This window comes from Halomonas sp. GFAJ-1, from assembly GCF_000236625.2.
GTDB lineage: Bacteria > Pseudomonadota > Gammaproteobacteria > Pseudomonadales > Halomonadaceae > Vreelandella.
Window position 1 is genome coordinate 1 of the sequence record NZ_AHBC01000038.1, and the last position, 17,661, is coordinate 17,661.

Genomic DNA, 17,661 nt, shown 5'->3' on the forward strand with positions numbered 1-17,661 from the left:
CACTATTCGCCAGCAAGGCATTTTAAAATTAAAGGCGGAAGGGCTGTCCGTCTCTGCCCATCGAGGCCTGTGTAAGACCGGTCACGCACCGGCTGCGGCCTAAGACGTGGGAAGCCTCACCCGTGGTTGCGTAGCGACGTAGGGTGGGGAGCAGTCACTTTTCAGGTTCAGAGTGGTGTGGGGCGTGGGAGGCTAGGCGCTCTAGTGCTTTCTTGAGCGCCGGGTTGTCGGTATCTTTAGCGCACTCAGCCAAGGTTTTTCCGGCGTTGCTAGAAAGCGATCTAGTATAGCGTTTGGGGCTCTCCACTGGTCGTACAGGGCGCACTTTTAAAGTAAAAGCGCTGACGCTTTCAAACCCAGGTAACTGGTGGAGCAGGGTAAGTAGATGGCGTTGCTCGTAGCGAAGCCACGTTAGCCAGCTGGCTTGGCCGCTAATCAGCGTTAAGCGCCCATCACGAAACCCGCCTACGAAAATATGCTCACGCATTTCTTCGGGTAGGTGAGCGCGTAAGTGCCGCTGTGCTTGGTCAATTAAGCGAGACTGACGCATTAGTTGCCCAACATCGCCTGACTTAGACAGCAGTTGGGTGATGGGCTGTGCGTGAGATCGCTTAACCTTTATACTCATACGCTTAATTCCCGTGATCTCTTAATCTAAACCGTTGGCAGCCCATAGTGGGCGACCATTAATAGTCTACTCGATCGAGCGCCGATCAGAAGAGCCTAACACGCCCAGGAGCTAGCCCACAGCATGTCGTTAACGCCAGATATCTTAACCGCTTCGCCACGGCGGCAGCGCCGACATGGCCTAGCGCGCTGGTGGTTGGCTGGGCTTCTGGTAAGCTGCTTGTTGCCTGCAAGTTTACACTCGGCAGATGCGTTTCGTGGCAGTGAGCGTAGCGTCAGTATCTGCTTTTGGGTGCCAGCTATTTTACGCGCACAGTCTAGGTGGATTGCCAAAAAGCGTCGCGCGCTGCGCTACTGGGCTAGCACCCTTACTCGCCAGTTAACACGACTACCTGCGCGCACTCGTTTATTACCGGTGGTGAAGCGCCGCCTAGTGGCGGCTAAAGATGTGCTTACCCAGCGCGGCCCTCCTTTTTACTCCTTCCTACGTTAGAACTAATTTATTTGCCTTATATAAAAAGGGCGCCTGGGTGTAGGGCGCTCATGATGATTTGGAACTTTCATGATTAATAATTTGTTACGTAAAGTAGTCGGCTCTAAAAACGATCGCGAAGTAAAGCGCATGCAGAAAAATGTGCTTAATGTGAATAAGTTAGAACCGGAGTTGGAAGGATTAAGCGATGCCGATCTGCAAGGTAAAACAGCGCATCTACGCCAACGGCTAAGCGATGGTGAAACGCTCGACAGCCTGTTGCCCGAGGCCTTTGCGGTAGTGCGTGAAGCGAGTAAGCGAGTAATGGGCATGCGTCATTTTGATGTGCAAATGGTCGGTGGTTTGACACTGCACCGCGGGCGCATTGCGGAAATGAAAACTGGCGAGGGTAAAACGCTGGTAGCGACCCTGGCGGTTTATTTAAACGCGCTACCTGAGAAGGGTGTGCACGTTGTTACCGTGAATGATTACCTGGCGCGCCGGGATGCTGAGTGGATGCGTCCGTTGTATGAGTTTTTGGGCCTCTCCATCGGCGTGATTTTTGCTGGTCAAAGTGGTGAAGAGAAGCGTCATGCCTACCAGTGTGACATCACCTACGGCACCAACAACGAGTTTGGTTTTGATTACCTGCGCGACAACATGGCGTTCGCGCTTGAGGATAAAGTGCAGCGCGGCCTGCATTACGCCATTGTCGACGAGGTTGACTCAATCCTCATTGATGAGGCGCGTACACCGCTGATCATTTCTGGCGCGGTCGATGAAAATACCGACCTTTATGGCATCGTAAACCGTCTTGCCCAGCAGTTGGAAAAAGGCGAGGTGTTAGAAGATGAAGAGGCCACTGTAACCGGCGATTTCCTGCTGGATGAGAAGCAAAAACAGGTTGAACTCACCGAACAGGGCCATAACAAAGTAGAAGCCTTGATGCGTGCAGAGGGGCTACTGGGTGAAGAGGACTCACTCTACGCTGCGCAAAATCTTAATCTTTTACAGCACATGCACTCCGCCCTAAGGGCCCGCCACCTTTATCACTCCGACGTTGATTATATTGTCGCTGAAGACCAAGTCGTTATTGTTGATGAGCATACCGGTCGTACTATGCCGGGTCGCCGCTGGTCTGAGGGGCTTCACCAGGCCGTTGAAGCCAAAGAGGGCGTTACCGTTCAGCGCGAAAGCCAAACGCTTGCATCCACTACCTTCCAGAACTATTTCCGCCTTTATGAAAAATTGGCGGGTATGACGGGTACGGCTGATACAGAAGCCTTTGAATTCCGTCAGATCTATGGCCTAGACGTGATAGTGATTCCGACTAATCGTGTGCTAGCTCGGAAAGATCTGAATGATTTGGTCTTCCTTAGTGCGGAAGAGAAGTACGAAGCCATTATTAAGGATGTTAAAGCCGAAACAGAAGCCGGTCGGCCTGTACTGGTAGGTACCGCTTCAATTGAAACCTCTGAGTTTCTTGCCCGCTTAATGCGCGAGGCGGGGCTGAAATTTAATGTCTTGAACGCCAAGCAGCACCAGAGCGAAGCGGAAATTATTGCCCAGGCAGGGCGTCCAGGGGCGATTACCATTGCCACCAACATGGCCGGGCGCGGTACCGATATTATGCTGGGGGGTAACTGGGAAGCAGAGGCGGCGAAGCTGCAAAACCCCACCCAGGAACAAGTTGACGCATTAAAAGCTGAGTGGCAAAAGCGCCATGATGGCGTCTTACAAGCGGGCGGTTTGCACGTAGTAGGTTCCGAGCGTCACGAATCACGCCGCATTGACAATCAGCTGCGTGGCCGCGCCGGTCGTCAGGGTGACCCTGGCTCCACACGTTTCTTCCTCTCCTTGGAAGATAGCCTGATGCGGCTGTTTGGCTCTGATCGCGTTAAGAGGTTGATGCAGGCGCTGGGCTTAGAACGAGGTGAAGCCATTGAGCATAAAATGGTTTCCAACGCCGTTGAGCGCGCTCAGAAAAAGGTGGAAGGGCGTAACTTCGACATTCGTAAGCAGCTGCTTGAATACGATGATGTGGCCAACGACCAGCGTCGTGTCATATATGATCAGCGTAATGAAGTTCTGGCGTCTGATGATATCTCTGATGCAGTGCTGGGTATTCGTGAAGAGGTCATGGAAGAAGCGATCAGCGATTTTGTGCCGCCGCAAAGTTTGGTGGAGCAGTGGGATCTGCCGGGTTTAGAAGCGTACCTGAAGACAGAGTTTAACCTTGACGCACCTGTGGTGCAGTGGTCAGCAGAAGATGAGCGACTCAGCGAAGAGATTCTCCGTGAACGCCTGCAAGCTATGCACCGCGAAGCTTATGAAGCCAAAGTTGAGGCAGCAGGCGCTGCGTTGATTCGTCGCTTTGAGAAGCAGGTGATGCTGCAGGTGCTGGATACTCGCTGGAAAGAGCATCTTCAGTCGATGGATCACTTGCGCCGCGGTATCCACCTGCGCGGCTACGCTCAGAAGAATCCCAAGCAGGAGTACAAACGTGAATCGTTTGAGCTGTTCCAAAACCTGCTAACCAACATAAAAGCAGACGTCACGCGCATTCTAAGCCATGTACAGGTGCGCCAGCCTGAAGAGGTTGATGCCCTAGAACAGAAGCGCCGTGAAGAGTTAGCCCGTGAAAAAGCGACCGCAGATAGCCGACACGACGAACCCGCTGCGCAAAATAGCGAGAGCGCTCAGGAGCTACCTGGTGCTGACGGCCGCCCGCTGCGTCGGGAAGGGCCCAAAGTGGGTCGCAACGACCCATGTAGCTGTGGTTCAGGCAAAAAATATAAGCAGTGCTGCGGTAAGTTAAGCTAATCGCTCAGCGCTCTTGAGCTAATGTGAAGGAGAAAAGTATGGCGGTGGGAAACGTTCCCTTTCCTGAGCTACCCCCTATAAAGGGGGTACGCCTAGGCACTGCAATGGCGGGTATTAAGAAACCTGATCGCCGTGACACGGTGGTAATTGAGCTGCCTGAGTCCGCCACTGTTGCTGGGGTTTTTACTCGAAATGCATTTTGTGCAGCACCTGTATCGGTGGCTAAAGCACATATAGCGCGCTGTTTAAGTGAAGGTATCGCGCCACGTTACTGGCTAATTAATACTGGTAACGCCAATGCTGGAACGGGTGAAACGGGCTTGCAGGATGCCTATGCAAGCTGCGCCGCTTTAGCATCCCAGCTGGGTGTGGCAGAAAGCCAGGTACTGCCTTTCTCAACAGGGGTGATTGGTGAGCCGCTGCCCATGGAGCGTTTGTTGGCAGGTCTGCCAACTGCTGTCAGTTCACTGGCTAACTCCAGCCTCGCATGGCAGCACGCAGGGGAAGGGATACTAACCACGGACACCCGTGCGAAAGGTGCTACGGTAACGGTGGCCATTGGTCAGCAGCAGGTCACGATTAACGGCATTACCAAAGGTTCCGGCATGATTAAGCCCAATATGGCTACCATGCTGGGCTTTGTGGTTACCGATGCCGCTATAGAGCAAACGCTTCTCGAAACACTGCTGCGCGAAACTGTTGATCGTTCGTTTAACTGTATTACCGTTGATAGCGATACGTCGACCAATGATGCCTGCATGCTAGCGGCGACAGGCAGCGGTGCGCGTATCGAAAGCGATGAGCAGATTGCGGTATTTCGTAACGCGCTACAGCGTGTGATGACTGAGCTTGCCCAGGCAATTATTCGTGATGGGGAAGGGGCGACAAAGCTCATCACACTTCAGGTTAACGATGCTGCGACCCGTCAAGAAGCACTGAACGTGGCGTTTACCGTTGCGCACTCACCATTGGTCAAAACCGCGTTGTATGCCTCGGATGCTAACTGGGGGCGTATTTTGGCCGCAGTAGGCCGGGCTCCCATAGACGCGTTTGATGTTAACCGTGTTGTAATTGACCTTGATGATGTGCGGCTTGTTGAGAGCGGCGGTCGTGCGGCCAGCTACACAGAGGCAGCAGGTAGTGCGGTGATGGCGCAGGATGAAATTACTATCCGGATTAACTTAGGGCGGGGAGCAGAGAGTGCCACTGTATGGACCTCGGATCTTTCTCATGAGTATGTGACCATCAACGCAGATTACCGCAGCTAGCCTCAGTAGTAGGGTGCTAATGCAGTGATAAAGCGCCGTCTTTAATGAGGGCGGCGCGTACAAAGTGGATAAGACGTAATGAGTGTAATGGTAAAACGACGAGTTCATGTCGCGGCGGCTGCAATGATTAGCGCCGATCAAAAGCAAGTGTTAATAGCGCGTCGGCCTTCAAACGTCGATCACGGCGGCCTGTGGGAATTTCCCGGCGGCAAGCTGGCGCCCTATGAAACTGGGCTGGAAGGGCTTAAGCGTGAGTTACATGAAGAGCTAGGCGTTGAAATTGTACGCGCTCGGCCGCTGATTCGTATTCACCACGAGTACCCTGATAAGCATATCCTGCTGGATGTTTGGCAAGTTCAGGAGTTTGCCGGCGAACCCTTTGGGCGCGAAGGTCAGGCGGTGCGCTGGGTACCCATGGAGGAGTTGGCAAACTATCCCTTCCCTGCGGCTAATCTGCCGATTTTACGGGCAGTCATGCTGCCCACTGACTATTTAATTACCGGTGAAGAGGCAGATGAAGAGCGCTTTGAGGCCCTTCTAGAGCGGGCACTACGAGAAGATGGCATACGCCTTGTTCAGCTGCGTGCCAAGGAGCTAGATACAGCCGCTTACCTTGCACGGGCAGAACGTGCCTTAGCGCTTTGCCGTCAGCACGATGCTCGTCTTGTGCTTAATGCGGACCCCGCGCTGCTTGATGAGGTGGACGCCGATGGCATTCACTTGACCAGTGAGCGTTTAATGAATATTGATCGTCGACCGATAGCCGAGAGCAAGTGGCTCTCTGCCTCGACCCACGATCAGGCGCAGCTCTCTAAAGCGGCGGTGCTAGGCTGCGACTTCGTAACCCTTTCGCCGCTGCGCACTACGCCTTCGCACCCTGAAGTGGCGCCCCTCGGCTGGCACGATTTCCAGCAGCTCGTTGAGCGCGCGGGCATGCCGGTGTTTGCGCTGGGCGGCATGACGCGCTTTGATGCTAACCACGCCCGCGCTGTAGGTGCCCAAGGGATTGCCTCGATTCGTGATTTTTGGAAATAAGCTGACCTTTCTAATGGGTTAGCTAAACAAAACGCCTGCTCCAGAGATGGAGCAGGCGTTTTTCTTAGCCTAGGAAAACGCTGTGCTAGTCGCGGTAGCGGCGGGTTAAATCCCCGTAAGCGTCGATCCTGCGGTCGCGCAGGTAGGGCCAAATGCGACGGGTATGCTCGCTGCGTGCCATATTAATCTCGACCACGAGCTGTTGGGTGTCTTCGCCCGCGTGGGCCAGTAGCTCCCCTTGGGGGCCGCATACAAAGCTGCCACCCCAAAACGCAATACCGTCACCAACACCCGATTGATCAGCCTCAAAGCCTACTCGGTTAGCGACCAATACCGGCAAGCCGTTAGCGACGCCATGTGCTCGCTGGATAAGGGTCCAAGCGTCTTTTTGGCGGGCTTTTTCTGCATCGTCATCGTTAGGGTCCCAGCCAATAGCCGTGGGATAGAGCAGCAGGTCTGCACCTGCTAGTGCCATTAAACGAGCGGCTTCCGGGTACCATTGGTCCCAGCACACCAGAACGCCCAACCGGCCAACCGAGGTGTCGATAGGGGTGAAACCCTCTCCCCGGACGTCGTCTACATCACCTGGGGTGAAGTAGAATTTTTCATAAAATGCTGGGTCATCGGGTATATGCATCTTGCGATACTGACCAACGCGCCCCTGGGCGCGATCGTAGACCACTGCTGTATTGTGATATAGCCCAGGTGCGCGACGCTCAAACAGCGAACCCACCAGCACAATATCCAGCTCTTTCGCCAGCGCCGCTAAGCGTTGACCCGTCGGCCCATCAAGCGGCTCGGCCAAGTCAAACAGTGCTGGGTCTTCGTATTGGCAAAAATAGTGGGTAGCGTGAAGCTCTTGTAGCAGCACTAACTGGGCACCTTGCGCAACAGCGTCGCGGATACCCGCTTCGCTTGTGGCAAGGCTGCGTGCTTTATCAGGCCACGCGGGCTGTTGGACGACACCCACGATAAGCGTATGCGTCATAATAGCTCCTTACGATTCAAGGGTGACTGGAGTAAGGGTGCCTTTCGGCAGTTGCATGGTTAAGCAGTGCAGGCTGCCATGCTGACGAATCACGCTTGCGCACTCAATGGGTATCAGCGTGTGGTCAGGGAATGCCTGGGTTAGCGCCTGTAGCGCGACCATATCGGCGGGGTCGCCGTAAGTAGGTACCAAAACGGCCTGATTGATGATTAAAAAGTTAGCGTAGGTCGCCGGTAAACGATGGCCATCATCCGGGTCAAAACATGCTTGCGGCCAGGGTAAAGGGATAAGGTTATAAGGCGCGCCGTTGCGTTGACGAAATGCCTTAAGCTCCTGCTCCATCGCCTTAAGAGCGGCATGGTGGGGATCGCTGGGGTCATCGCAGGTCACGTACGCAATGGTTGAAGGGTTGCAAAAGCGCGCCAGGGTATCAATGTGGCTATCGGTGTCGTCGCCTTCTAGGTGCCCATTGGCCAGCCATAGAACGCGGTCAACGCCAAAGTCCTCGGCCAACATTGTTTCTATATCGCTGCGGGAGTGCGTTGGGTTGCGATTGGGGTTAAGCAGGCAGGCCTCGGTGGTTAGTAGAGTGCCTTCGCCGTCCGTTTCAATACCGCCACCTTCAAGAACCAGCTCCCGAGAGGCGACTGGGCAGGCCCACACGCCCGCATCCGCTAGCCACAGGGTCAACTGATTGTCGTGCTCAGCGGGAAATTTTCCGCCCCAGCCGGTAAAGGTGTAGTCCAACAGCAGCGGCTGATTGTCTTCATCTATGACGGTAATCGGCCCGTGGTCTCGCGCCCATGTATCGTCGGTGGGCGCAACCACCAGTAGCAGCTGATGTTTGCTAATACCATAGGCGGCAAACGTCGCGGCTAGACGCGCGCGTGTTGCCTCATCAGGGAGGCTGATCAGCACGCGCTGGTAGCGTGCTGTGGCAATAACAATACGTTCAAGCGTCGCTTCGATACGCGATAATAAAGGCGCCCAATCACCGTCTGAGCGGGGCCAGGTAAGCTGAAGGCCATCTTGGGGGTGCCATTCCGGCAGCAGGCGATGCGTCTTGGTAGCCAACGTCACAGATGCTCTTAATAGAAGTAAAAAGACTTACCCTTGGGGCAAGAGGAACCGGCGCAATGTAGGGGCTTGCCCAGAAACATGCAAGCCTTACCTTGATATAGGGAACGGCTTTGCTCGATACCGCTCTAAGGCTGCGTTTGCACATGCAGCCCTGCTAAAAAAACCGTACCATGGGCGCTTATTATTAAGGAAGACTGCCATGCTTGATCGTTTGCCTTTTCTGGTGGGGCTGCGCTATGTGCGCGCTAAACGCCGGAACCACTTTATTTCGTTTATCTCCTTAACCTCAATGCTGGGCCTTATGCTCGGTGTGGCAGTACTGATTTTAGTGCTGTCGGTAATGAATGGCTTTGATCATGAGCTGCGAACCCGCATTTTGGGTATGGTGCCCCACACCAAAATTGAGGCGCAGGAAGGGTTGGTGGAGTGGGAGGCACTTGCTGAACAGCTAGTTGAGCGTGAGCGGGTAATCGGCGCGGCCCCTTTTATTGAACAGCAGGGTATGTTCTCCGCTGGCGGGCGTAATCAGGGGGCCATGGTGAACGGCATCCACCCTGATTGGGAAGGGCAAGTGTCTATTATTGGCAAACATATGCGCCAGGGCGAGTTAGCCGACTTAGTGCCTGGGGAGTGGAACGTAGTGCTGGGTTCAATGCTGGCGCGTCGTCTAGGCGTTGGCGTGGGCGACCGGGTCACGCTGTTAGTGCCCGAAGCCTCAATTACGCCGGCGGGTGTGTTTCCGCGCTTAAAGCGCTTTACGGTAAGCGGGATTTTTAGCGTGGGTGCCGATTTAGATGCCAACCTGGCCTACGCCAATATTTATGATATGCAAACGCTGGCGCGGTTGGGTGATGCCGTTGGGGGGCTGCGTCTCGAACTTGACGATCTTTTCCTTGCCGGTAGTGAAACCCAAGCGATTGTGAACGAACTAGGATCCGGGTATCGCGGTACTGACTGGACATTTTCCCATGGCAGCCTTTTCCAGGCGATCCAAATGGAGAAGCGCATGATTGCGCTGCTGCTCACCGTTATTATCGCTGTTGCTGCGTTTAACATTGTATCAACACTGGTCATGGTGGTGACCGACAAGCGCGCTGACATTGCCATTTTGCGCACCATCGGGGCGACGCCGCGTTCGATCATGGGTATTTTCATTGTTCAAGGCTTGGCAATTGGTTTGATTGGTATTGCGGTGGGCGTCGGGGTCGGGATTTTATTGGCTCTAACGATCTCTGACTTGATCGGCTGGTTTGAGGGTGTGCTGGGTATTCAATTCCTGGATGCTGGCGTTTACTTTATTAGCGACCTGCCTTCCCGCTTACACTGGGCAGATGTAAGGGATATCGTAGTGGCTGCTTTCGGGCTTACGTTCCTCTCGACGCTGTACCCTGCCTGGCGGGCGGCGCGTGTTCAGCCTGCGGACGTATTGCGCTATGAATAAGGATGATTTAATGACCTCATCGATACCGCAGCCAGGGGCAATTATGTTGCAGTGCCAAGGCTTGACGCGAGTCTACAGTGAAGGCCCACAAGACCTTACCGTGCTTGACCAGCTTGATTTACAGGTGCGCGCTGGCGAGCGCGTTGCCATTGTGGGTAGTTCGGGCTCAGGTAAGACAACGCTGCTCAATTTGCTCGGCGGCCTTGATCGGCCAAGTGGCGGTAGCGTGGTGATTGCCGGGGAGCCGCTATCAGGTCTTAATGAAGCGGCATTGGGCAAGTTCCGTAACCGCTATATTGGCTTCGTTTACCAGTTCCACCACCTGCTAGCTGAGTTTAGCGCGGTGGAGAACGCTGCGTTGCCGCTGATCATTCGCGGTCAGCCCAAGAAGGTGGCGGAGCAGCGGGCCATGCAGTTGCTGGAGCGGGTGGGCATGAAGGCGAGGGCTGATCATAAACCTGGCGAGCTTTCTGGAGGCGAGCGCCAGCGTGTTGCCATTGCTCGGGCCTTGGTAACCGACCCAAGCCTTGTATTAATGGATGAACCCACCGGCAACTTGGATCAAACCACGGCGAGCACGATTTTAGCGCTGATGGATCAACTGGCTAAAGAGAGCGCCTGCGCCTTTGTGATTGTGACCCACGATGTAGCGCTTGCGGCCCATCAAGACCGCGTTTTGAAGCTTGATGGGGGCCAGTTAGTGGAACAAATTGACGTGACTGCGTAGGCCGTCTCAGCGAGTTTTTACGCTACTCGTCAAACTCTGATTCAATTTGTGCTCTACGCTGCCGCCTCTTCAGGCGGCGGCGTTTCCAGTTATGGGACACATGCCAGCGCCATATCAAGCGAATACCAACGTTAGCGACAACCGCTAGTACCACCGCCGTCATCAATGACCCCACCATTAAGGGCGGCATGATGTCGTGCATTTGCTCGGCAATCCAACGGGTTGAAATGCGTGAAGGGGCCTCTCGCACCGGGGCGCCTAATAGAAAGGTGCCCACGCGGTAGTTAAAATAAAATATCAACGGCATGGTAAGTGGATTGGTAATCCATACCAGACCGACAGAAAGCGCTAAGTTGCAACGACTAAGGCGTGCGCCCAACGCAGCTACCACCATCTGAAACGGGATAGGTAGCATGGCGCAAAATAGCCCTACGCTGAAGGCGTTGGCAACGCTTCGTCGAGTTAAAAGCCATAATCCAGGGTCGGCAATGAGCGGCGCCATAAAACGTAACGAACGCTGGCGTCTTAGCGTGTCTGGTTTAGGCATGTAGCGCTGCAGGAAACGCCGCGGCATGTCATATACTCTTGCGATTGATGCGCCCTATTATCCATATAGCGAAGTGCTTCGGCTATGCCATAGGCGTTAATGATCTAACACCAAGGAGAGGTGATGCGTTTAGGCGTTGCGGTACCCGCTGCATTGGCAACCCTAATCGGCGTACTGTTGGCAGGGTGGAGTGGTGCAGAGGGGCACTTTTTGCCCTGGCTCAGCATTATCTTGGTGAGTCTCCTGTGGCTAACGTTAGGGCGCCCTAAGCTATTGATATGGCTTTTAATTGGCGGCTTTGCATTTGTCAGCGTGCAGCAAGAGTGGGGGCGACGTTTGCCGCCAGGTCTAAGTGGTGAAGACGTTACCCTGCAGGCGCGCATACTAAGCGTTCAGCGCGAAGAAGGCTCGTCACGTATGCGGCTAGCGGTCGAGAAGTGTCGGGCACCCGTGAACCTTCCAAACTGTGATTCACTGCGCCGCGTACGCGTCAGTGCTTACGGCGAGCATGCCTATCAAGCGGGTGAGCGTTGGCAAATGACGCTACGACTACGCCCACCTCGCGGTTTTGCCAATCCCGATACGTTTAATTTTGAACGATGGCTATGGCGGGAAGGTATCCATGCCACGGGGTATGTGCGTCAGGACCCCGCTCCACAACGATTAGCTACCGCGGCCCCTGGGCTGCGCCAAAAAGCGCTTGCTATGCTGGCTAGCCAGCCCCTTGAAGCTCGCACCCAGCGCTGGCTAGCCGCGCTTACCCTAGGCGAGAGCGGCCAATTGACCCAAGATGACTGGGCGCTTCTAAACGCCACGGGTACCACGCATCTGGTGGTTATTTCTGGTTTGCATGTGGGTTTAGTCGCGTCGTTTACGCTGCTGTTAGCACGTTGGGCGGCGCGGTTACTGTCACCGACTAACTGGCGGCTGCGTGCCTGGCCATGGTGGCTGGCGGGGGCTGCGGCAGTGGGGTATGCCACGTTAGCTGGGCTGGCACCGCCAGCAACGCGCGCCATGGTGATGACGCTTTTGGGACTGTGGGTACTTAGCGGTCGGCATTCTCCCGGCGCTTGGCAGGCGTGGTGGCTAGCGCTGGCGCTGATTTTGGTGGTGAACCCGCTGTCGTTCTGGCGTCCTGGGCTTTGGCTTTCCTTTATTGCCGTGGGCTGGCTAATCATCATCTGGCAGGGGAGGCAGCGACCCAGCGGGATAAAAGGGTGGTGCTGGGCTTTACTGCGCTCACAATTATTGTTGGCACCGTTAATGGCCGCAGCAGTGTTGCTGGCCTTTGGGCGTGTGGCGCCTGCTGCCCCGCTCATCAACCTGGTTGCCGTGCCTTGGGTGAGTTCCGTTATGGTGCCCAGTGCGCTGTTAGGGTGGCTGCTTGCTCCGTTGCCGGGTGTTGGACAGTTAATGTGGTGGGGGTTTGAGCAAGCGCTCGCCGTGTTTCATCAGCTGTTAGTCATAGCCGTTCGATATGCGCCGCTGTGGGAGCCTGCGCCTGCACTTGTTTATCCGCTTGCGGGGGCGTTGCTGCTGTTCGCCCTATGCTGGGGCTTGCCGGGCATACCGCGCTGGCTACGCTTTAGCGCGACGTTGCTCACTGGCTTACTACCTTGGGCCCCGCTGGAACAAACGCTGCCCTCAGGGGAGCTTCGCGTGACGGTATATGATGTGGGCCAAGGGCAGTTAATTGAATTGCGTAGCGCCACGCATCGCATGCTTTACGACACAGGCCCACGCTTTCGTAGCGGCTTTATGCCGTTGCAAACGCTCTGGCCAGCAGGGCAGCAGTTTAATCAAGTCATGGTCAGTCATGCCGATATGGATCATGCGGGTGGGGTAAAAAGCCTGCTAGACGATCATCAGGTTAACCAGTGGTTGGCGCCCTCGGGGGAATCGCTGCCGGTTGAGGCGACAGCCTGCGAGCGTGGGCAGCAGTGGCAGTACGACGGCATTGAGTATCGCGTGCTTTGGCCCCCGGCGGGTGAAAATACGCTATCGGCGAATGATCGTTCCTGTGTGCTGGAAGTAAGCGTAGGTGAGCAGCGTTTGCTGATCACCGGGGATGTTGGGCGTGATATCGAAAGGCGCTTCGTGGCTGATCTGACGCCGCCCATCAGTGTATTAGTCGCAGGGCACCATGGTAGTCATACAAGCTCAGGCGTGCAGTTTGTGCGCATGAGTCGCCCCCTCAATGTGATTTTTAGTGCTGGGCGAGATAATGCCTTTAATCACCCTGTGGATGACGTGGTACGCCGGTTTCGTGACCAAGAGAGCTGTATGTGGAGTACCGCTCATGATGGAGCGCTTCGCTTTACGCTGCAGGCTAACCAGCCTGTAGAGGTTATTCCTTGGCGAAAGCTGCACGGAGGTCGTAAGCGGTGTTGATGCGCCTCGCCATAAGGTAGAATTCTGCGCACTGCACACTATTGCCGGGAGCGCGTGTGACTGATTCAGGTTGGATTCTCTATAAACGGTTATTAGGCTACGTTAAACCGCATTGGCGTGCATTTGCGCTGGCGATCGTAGGCTTTGTGATTTATGCCGCTTCAAGTACTGCACTAGCAGAGATGATGAAACGGTTAATCGACGGTATTCAGCACCCTGATGCAGCCTTCAGGCTTTTCTTACCGCTGTTTGTCATTCTGATGTTTGCCTCCCGCGGGTTAGGCACTTTTTTAAGCACTTACTTTATGGCGTATGTGGGGCGCTACGTGATTCATACGTTGCGCTGCAACGTGTTTAACCACTTACTGCACTTGCCTGGACGCTTTTTTGATCACCACTCGAGTGGTCATCTGGTCTCTCGTGTTACCTATCATGTAGAGCAAGTGGCGGGTGCTGCCACCAATGCCGTTACGATTATTCTTCGCGAAGGGTTGTTCGTGGTAGGCCTGATTGGCTATTTGTTTTGGACAAACTGGATGCTGACGCTGCTGTTTTTGGCAGTAACCCCCCTTATTGCCGCAGTCGTCAGCTACGTGAGTAAGCGGTTTAGACGCATTTCTAAGCGCATCCAGCACTCCATGGGCGATGTTACCCACGTGGCGTCTGAGGCGCTCTCAGGCTATCGCGTGGTGCGCACTCACGGCGCCGAGCCTTATGAAAAACAGCGTTTTGAAAGGGTGAGTGAAGAGAACCGCCGTCAGAGTATGAAGGAGGCAATGACCCGCGCGGTGAGCTCGCCCGTTATCTTGATGCTGGTGGCTGTTTCCATGGCGCTGCTGGTGTGGATGGCGATGTCCCCAGCCCTGATGGCTGACATGACACCCGGCGAGTTTGTGGCGTTTATTACCGCTGCGGCGCTGATGATCAAGCCGGTGCGTCAGCTCACCGAAGTTAATAGCGAAATCCAAAAAGGCATTGCCGCCGCCTCTGAGCTATTTGGCTTGCTGGATTTATCCACTGAGCAAGATGAGGGCAAGAAGATTCCTCAGCGGTTAAACGGTGAGGTAGTGATTGATAACATCAGCTTTCGCTACGCGGACGACCAGCCCAATGTGCTCCATGGCATTACTCTTAACATAGCCCCCGGTGAGCTGGTGGCGATAGTGGGGCGCTCTGGCAGCGGGAAGTCAACGCTGGTCAGCTTGCTACCGCGGTTTTATCGTCCAAGCGAAGGGCGAATTTTGATCGATGGCATTGATGCCAATGAATATGCTCTTGGGCCGCTAAGACAGCAGATCGGCCTAGTGTCTCAGCAGGTAACCCTGTTTAACGCCACTATTGCCGATAACATTGCTTACGGCGTTACCAACCCAGACCCTGCTGCCGTAGAAGCCGCTGCGCAAGCAGCCTATGCCAGCGAGTTTATTGAGAAGCTGCCCGAGGGGTACGCTACCGTAGTAGGGGAGAACGGCGTCATGCTTTCAGGTGGGCAGCGCCAGCGCTTAGCGATTGCCCGGGCGATTTTTAAAGACGCGCCTATCCTGATTTTGGACGAAGCCACTTCCGCTTTGGATACCGAGTCAGAGCGTTATATTCAGAAAGCTCTTGAGCGAGTATGTGAAGGCCGCACCACGCTGGTCATCGCCCACCGTCTCTCTACTATCGAGCGTGCTGACCGCATTCTGGTAATGGATCAAGGGCGGATTATTGAACAGGGCTCGCATCAGGCGCTTTTGGAAGCCGGTGGTGCATACTCAGCGCTGCATCAGCTGCAGTTTCAGGAGAGTGAATGAGCCTGGAGCAGCGTTGGCTAAAGGCGGCTTATGGGGCTAGCCCATGGCTGACGCCGCTCTATCCGCTGGGCGGTTTATACCGTTACCTTATGGCGCGTCGTGAAGCGAGCTATCGCGACGGAAAGAAGCCGGTTTGGCATGCGCCGGTACCGGTGATTGTGGTGGGCAACATCACCTTAGGTGGTACAGGAAAATCCCCGTTGGTGTCGTGGCTTGCGCGCTGGCTGGTTAACCGGGGCTGGTCACCGGGTATTGTTACCCGGGGGTATGGGGGCAAGGCGGAGGCTTATCCGCTATTCGTAACCCCTGAGACGGCGCCATCCCAAAGTGGCGATGAGCCACTTATGCTTGCTCAGCAAACGGGCTTACCCGTGGTGGCCGACCCTCTGCGCGCTCGGGGTGGCCAAGCGTTAGTGGAGATGGGGTGCGACATTCTGCTCAGTGACGATGGCCTGCAGCATTTGGCGCTAGGCCGAGATATTGAGCTTGTCGTTGTGGATGGCGCTCGGGGTCTTGGGAATGGACGCTGTCTTCCGGCAGGGCCTCTTCGGGAAGCCCCGAGCCGGTTAGCCCATGTAGATGCAGTGATTGTTAATGGCGCGTTAGTTAAACCGCTGCCGATATCCCCAACCCCTATGCAGTTGGCCCCCCAGCGCTGGCGACGCTTGAGTGACGGTCAGCACCGCGAGCTGGCACCGCTCCCTTTTAGCCTGCCAGTGCATGCCGTCGCGGGAATTGGTCATCCAGAACGATTTTTCAATACCCTGCATAGCTTGGGTGTAGAAGGGGAGATGCATCCGTTAGCGGACCATCAGCAATTTAATTCAGAGGCGCTACAGTTTGGTGATCAGCGCCCTGTGGTGATGACCGCTAAAGATGCGGTGAAATGCAAAGATATAGCGCCACCCGATAGCTGGGTGTTAGAGGTGGAAGCGGTACTTCCGCCATCGTTTGAACACTGGCTGGCAGCGAAGCTGTCAGCGCTTATTGAAAGGGGATGCACCAATGGATAAAGAACTACTGGCAATGCTAGTTTGCCCGTTGTGTAACGGCAAGCTTAAGTATGACCGTGAAGCTCAAGAGCTGTGCTGCTATTACGATGGCCTTGCCTATCCCATTAGCGAGGGGATCCCGGTGATGCTGCCCGAGGAGGCACGGGTGATGGATGCCGATGAAAAACTGCATACGTCTCCAGGTCGAACAGGGGAAGCCTAATGTCAGCCGCTGAACCAGGTTTCATTGCTGTTGTGCCCGCCCGATATGGCTCCACTCGCTTGCCTGGTAAGCCGCTACTGGATATCGCCGGTGAACCCATGGTCGCCCATGTTTGGCGACGCGCCTGCCAAAGCCAGGCTAGCCGCGTGGTAGTTGCTACCGATGATGCGCGTATTCGGGATGCCATGCTGCCTTATGGCGCAGAGGTAGTGATGACCCGGGCTGACCACCCGTCAGGCACAGATCGTCTGGCAGAAGTTGCCGAGCAGTTAGCCCTCGGTGAAGAGGAACTGGTGGTGAATGTTCAGGGCGATGAGCCGCTGATTCCTCCTATGCTAATCAACCAAGTGGCGCAACGTTTAGCTGATGACCCTGAAGCAGCCATCGCGACGCTTGCTGAGTCGATTAGCGATGTAGAAACTCTGTTTAACCCCAATGTTGTGAAAGTGGTTCGCTCGCTAGCTGGGCGGGCACTCTATTTTTCCCGCGCTCCTATTCCGTGGGATCGTGAGCACTTTCAAGCGCAGCCTGCGCTGCTTGCCACCGATGCCTGGCTGCGTCATATCGGGATTTATGCTTACCGTGTGGGGTTCTTATCCGCCTACCGTGAACTTTCTCCCTCTGGCTTGGAGCAGCTTGAACAGTTAGAGCAGCTGCGGGCATTGCAGCATGGCTATGCTATCCAAGTAGCGCTAGCCAGCACGGTGAACCCGCCGGGCGTCGACACCGCTGAAGACCTTGATAGGGTGAGAGCAATATTAGCGCAGCCAAGCGAAGGTGAGTTATGAAGCGTGTACTGTTTGTTTGCTTAGGTAATATTTGCCGTTCACCCACGGCCGAAGGTGTGTTTCAGCACGCGGTGGATGAAGCAGGGCTAAGAGGGCAAATCGACGTTGACTCTTGTGGGGTGGGTGATTGGCATGTCGGTAAAGCACCAGACGAGCGGGCCCAGCTGGCGGCAAAGCGTCGTGGTGTGGATATTAGCCATCTGCGTGGGCGTCAGCTAAGTGCCAGCGATTTCCTAGCGTTCGATTATGTGCTGGCGATGGATCATGCCAACTTACAGGCAATGCGAGCGCTTAAGCCTGCGGAGAGTCGTGCGCATGTGGGGCTGTTTTTAGCTTTTGCGGGCACCCCTGATGCGGAAGTGCCAGACCCTTACTATGGGGGGGATGAGGGCTTCGAAAGCGTTCTTAATATGATCGAAACTGCTTCAGCTGGGCTTATTGCCGAGTTAACGGGTAAACGTTAAGG

General features: G+C 55.1%; 16 protein-coding genes. 12 read left to right on the forward strand and 4 right to left on the reverse strand.

Annotation, left to right across the window (positions count from 1 at the left end; genetic code table 11):
* Positions 1-154: 154 nt before the first annotated feature.
* Positions 155-628 carry a DUF721 domain-containing protein gene (locus MOY_RS09930; RefSeq protein WP_009099259.1) on the reverse strand — a complete coding sequence of 158 codons (474 nt, stop codon included), beginning with the start codon at positions 626-628 and terminating at the stop codon, positions 155-157.
* Positions 629-751: 123 nt separating this feature from the next.
* Between MOY_RS09930 and MOY_RS09935 the strand changes: the two genes are divergently transcribed.
* The 4 genes from MOY_RS09935 to MOY_RS09950 all read left to right on the forward strand — a co-directional run bounded on the left by MOY_RS09935 (position 752) and on the right by MOY_RS09950 (position 6,225).
* The gene (locus MOY_RS09935; protein ID WP_009099260.1) at positions 752-1,120 is read left to right on the forward strand and encodes a hypothetical protein; all 369 of its coding nucleotides are present in this window, start codon (positions 752-754) and stop codon (positions 1,118-1,120) included.
* 69 nt (positions 1,121-1,189) lie between these two features.
* On the forward strand, positions 1,190-3,922 hold the full coding sequence (gene secA / locus MOY_RS09940) for a preprotein translocase subunit SecA (RefSeq protein ID WP_009099261.1): 2,733 nt from the start codon (positions 1,190-1,192) through the stop codon (positions 3,920-3,922).
* A 38-nt stretch (positions 3,923-3,960) separates the two neighbouring features.
* Positions 3,961-5,190 (forward strand): bifunctional glutamate N-acetyltransferase/amino-acid acetyltransferase ArgJ, encoded by a 1,230-nt coding sequence (gene argJ, locus MOY_RS09945; protein ID WP_009099262.1) that lies wholly within the window; start codon positions 3,961-3,963, stop codon positions 5,188-5,190.
* An 87-nt stretch (positions 5,191-5,277) separates the two neighbouring features.
* Positions 5,278-6,225 (forward strand): Nudix family hydrolase, encoded by a 948-nt coding sequence (locus MOY_RS09950; protein ID WP_035540562.1) that lies wholly within the window; start codon positions 5,278-5,280, stop codon positions 6,223-6,225.
* An 85-nt stretch (positions 6,226-6,310) separates the two neighbouring features.
* On the opposite strand, the gene MOY_RS09955 is transcribed toward MOY_RS09950, so the two are convergent.
* Together MOY_RS09955 and MOY_RS09960 are read right to left on the reverse strand one after the other, a co-directional pair.
* Entirely contained in the window at positions 6,311-7,213 is a 903-nt protein-coding gene (locus MOY_RS09955; RefSeq protein WP_009099264.1) for a carbon-nitrogen hydrolase, read from the reverse strand.
* A 9-nt stretch (positions 7,214-7,222) separates the two neighbouring features.
* Positions 7,223-8,293 carry an agmatine deiminase family protein gene (locus MOY_RS09960; RefSeq protein ID WP_009099265.1) on the reverse strand — a complete coding sequence of 357 codons (1,071 nt, stop codon included), beginning with the start codon at positions 8,291-8,293 and terminating at the stop codon, positions 7,223-7,225.
* Between the two features lie 199 nt (positions 8,294-8,492).
* On the opposite strand from MOY_RS09960, the gene MOY_RS09965 reads away from it, so the two are divergent.
* Positions 8,493-9,734 carry a lipoprotein-releasing ABC transporter permease subunit gene (locus MOY_RS09965; RefSeq protein ID WP_009099266.1) on the forward strand — a complete coding sequence of 414 codons (1,242 nt, stop codon included), beginning with the start codon at positions 8,493-8,495 and terminating at the stop codon, positions 9,732-9,734.
* Positions 9,735-9,744: 10 nt separating this feature from the next.
* Positions 9,745-10,461: an ABC transporter ATP-binding protein gene (locus MOY_RS09970; RefSeq protein WP_009099267.1), complete on the forward strand. Its 717-nt coding sequence runs from the start codon at positions 9,745-9,747 to the stop codon at positions 10,459-10,461.
* A 22-nt stretch (positions 10,462-10,483) separates the two neighbouring features.
* Here MOY_RS09970 and MOY_RS09975 read toward each other — a convergent pair whose 3' ends face one another.
* Positions 10,484-11,035 carry a DUF2062 domain-containing protein gene (locus MOY_RS09975; protein WP_009099270.1) on the reverse strand — a complete coding sequence of 184 codons (552 nt, stop codon included), beginning with the start codon at positions 11,033-11,035 and terminating at the stop codon, positions 10,484-10,486.
* A gap of 96 nt (positions 11,036-11,131) precedes the next feature.
* Between MOY_RS09975 and MOY_RS09980 the strand changes: the two genes are divergently transcribed.
* The 6 genes from MOY_RS09980 to MOY_RS10005 are packed head-to-tail and all read left to right on the forward strand — an operon-like array spanning position 11,132 to position 17,659.
* Positions 11,132-13,399, forward strand: coding sequence for a DNA internalization-related competence protein ComEC/Rec2 (locus MOY_RS09980; protein ID WP_009099272.1), 2,268 nt, complete (start codon positions 11,132-11,134; stop codon positions 13,397-13,399).
* Between the two features lie 56 nt (positions 13,400-13,455).
* Positions 13,456-15,192 carry a lipid A export permease/ATP-binding protein MsbA gene (gene msbA / locus MOY_RS09985; protein ID WP_009099274.1) on the forward strand — a complete coding sequence of 579 codons (1,737 nt, stop codon included), beginning with the start codon at positions 13,456-13,458 and terminating at the stop codon, positions 15,190-15,192.
* Positions 15,189-16,205, forward strand: coding sequence for a tetraacyldisaccharide 4'-kinase (gene lpxK / locus MOY_RS09990; protein ID WP_009099275.1), 1,017 nt, complete (start codon positions 15,189-15,191; stop codon positions 16,203-16,205). The genes msbA and lpxK overlap by 4 nt, the downstream gene beginning before the upstream one ends.
* On the forward strand, positions 16,198-16,407 hold the full coding sequence (locus MOY_RS09995) for a Trm112 family protein (protein ID WP_009099276.1): 210 nt from the start codon (positions 16,198-16,200) through the stop codon (positions 16,405-16,407). The genes lpxK and MOY_RS09995 overlap by 8 nt, the downstream gene beginning before the upstream one ends.
* A complete protein-coding gene (kdsB, locus tag MOY_RS10000; protein ID WP_009099278.1) occupies positions 16,407-17,195 on the forward strand; it encodes a 3-deoxy-manno-octulosonate cytidylyltransferase in 789 nt (262 codons plus the stop codon). Before MOY_RS09995 ends, kdsB begins: the two co-directional genes overlap by 1 nt.
* A complete protein-coding gene (locus MOY_RS10005) occupies positions 17,192-17,659 on the forward strand; it encodes a low molecular weight protein-tyrosine-phosphatase (protein ID WP_009099280.1) in 468 nt (155 codons plus the stop codon). Before kdsB ends, MOY_RS10005 begins: the two co-directional genes overlap by 4 nt.
* Positions 17,660-17,661 lie beyond the last annotated feature (2 nt).

Excerpts from the sequence above, each read along its gene's own strand:
- MOY_RS09930 (WP_009099259.1), bottom strand. The coding sequence starts at position 628 with ATGAGTATAAAGGTTAAGCGATCTCACGCACAGCCCATCACCCAACTG.
- MOY_RS09935 (WP_009099260.1), top strand. The coding sequence starts at position 752 with ATGTCGTTAACGCCAGATATCTTAACCGCTTCGCCACGGCGGCAGCGC.
- secA (WP_009099261.1), top strand. The coding sequence starts at position 1,190 with ATGATTAATAATTTGTTACGTAAAGTAGTCGGCTCTAAAAACGATCGC.
- argJ (WP_009099262.1), top strand. The coding sequence starts at position 3,961 with ATGGCGGTGGGAAACGTTCCCTTTCCTGAGCTACCCCCTATAAAGGGG.
- MOY_RS09950 (WP_035540562.1), top strand. The coding sequence starts at position 5,278 with ATGGTAAAACGACGAGTTCATGTCGCGGCGGCTGCAATGATTAGCGCC.
- MOY_RS09955 (WP_009099264.1), bottom strand. The coding sequence starts at position 7,213 with ATGACGCATACGCTTATCGTGGGTGTCGTCCAACAGCCCGCGTGGCCT.
- MOY_RS09965 (WP_009099266.1), top strand. The coding sequence starts at position 8,493 with ATGCTTGATCGTTTGCCTTTTCTGGTGGGGCTGCGCTATGTGCGCGCT.
- MOY_RS09970 (WP_009099267.1), top strand. The coding sequence starts at position 9,745 with ATGACCTCATCGATACCGCAGCCAGGGGCAATTATGTTGCAGTGCCAA.
- MOY_RS09975 (WP_009099270.1), bottom strand. The coding sequence starts at position 11,035 with ATGCCGCGGCGTTTCCTGCAGCGCTACATGCCTAAACCAGACACGCTA.
- MOY_RS09980 (WP_009099272.1), top strand. The coding sequence starts at position 11,132 with ATGCGTTTAGGCGTTGCGGTACCCGCTGCATTGGCAACCCTAATCGGC.
- lpxK (WP_009099275.1), top strand. The coding sequence starts at position 15,189 with ATGAGCCTGGAGCAGCGTTGGCTAAAGGCGGCTTATGGGGCTAGCCCA.
- MOY_RS09995 (WP_009099276.1), top strand. The coding sequence starts at position 16,198 with ATGGATAAAGAACTACTGGCAATGCTAGTTTGCCCGTTGTGTAACGGC.
- kdsB (WP_009099278.1), top strand. The coding sequence starts at position 16,407 with ATGTCAGCCGCTGAACCAGGTTTCATTGCTGTTGTGCCCGCCCGATAT.
- MOY_RS10005 (WP_009099280.1), top strand. The coding sequence starts at position 17,192 with ATGAAGCGTGTACTGTTTGTTTGCTTAGGTAATATTTGCCGTTCACCC.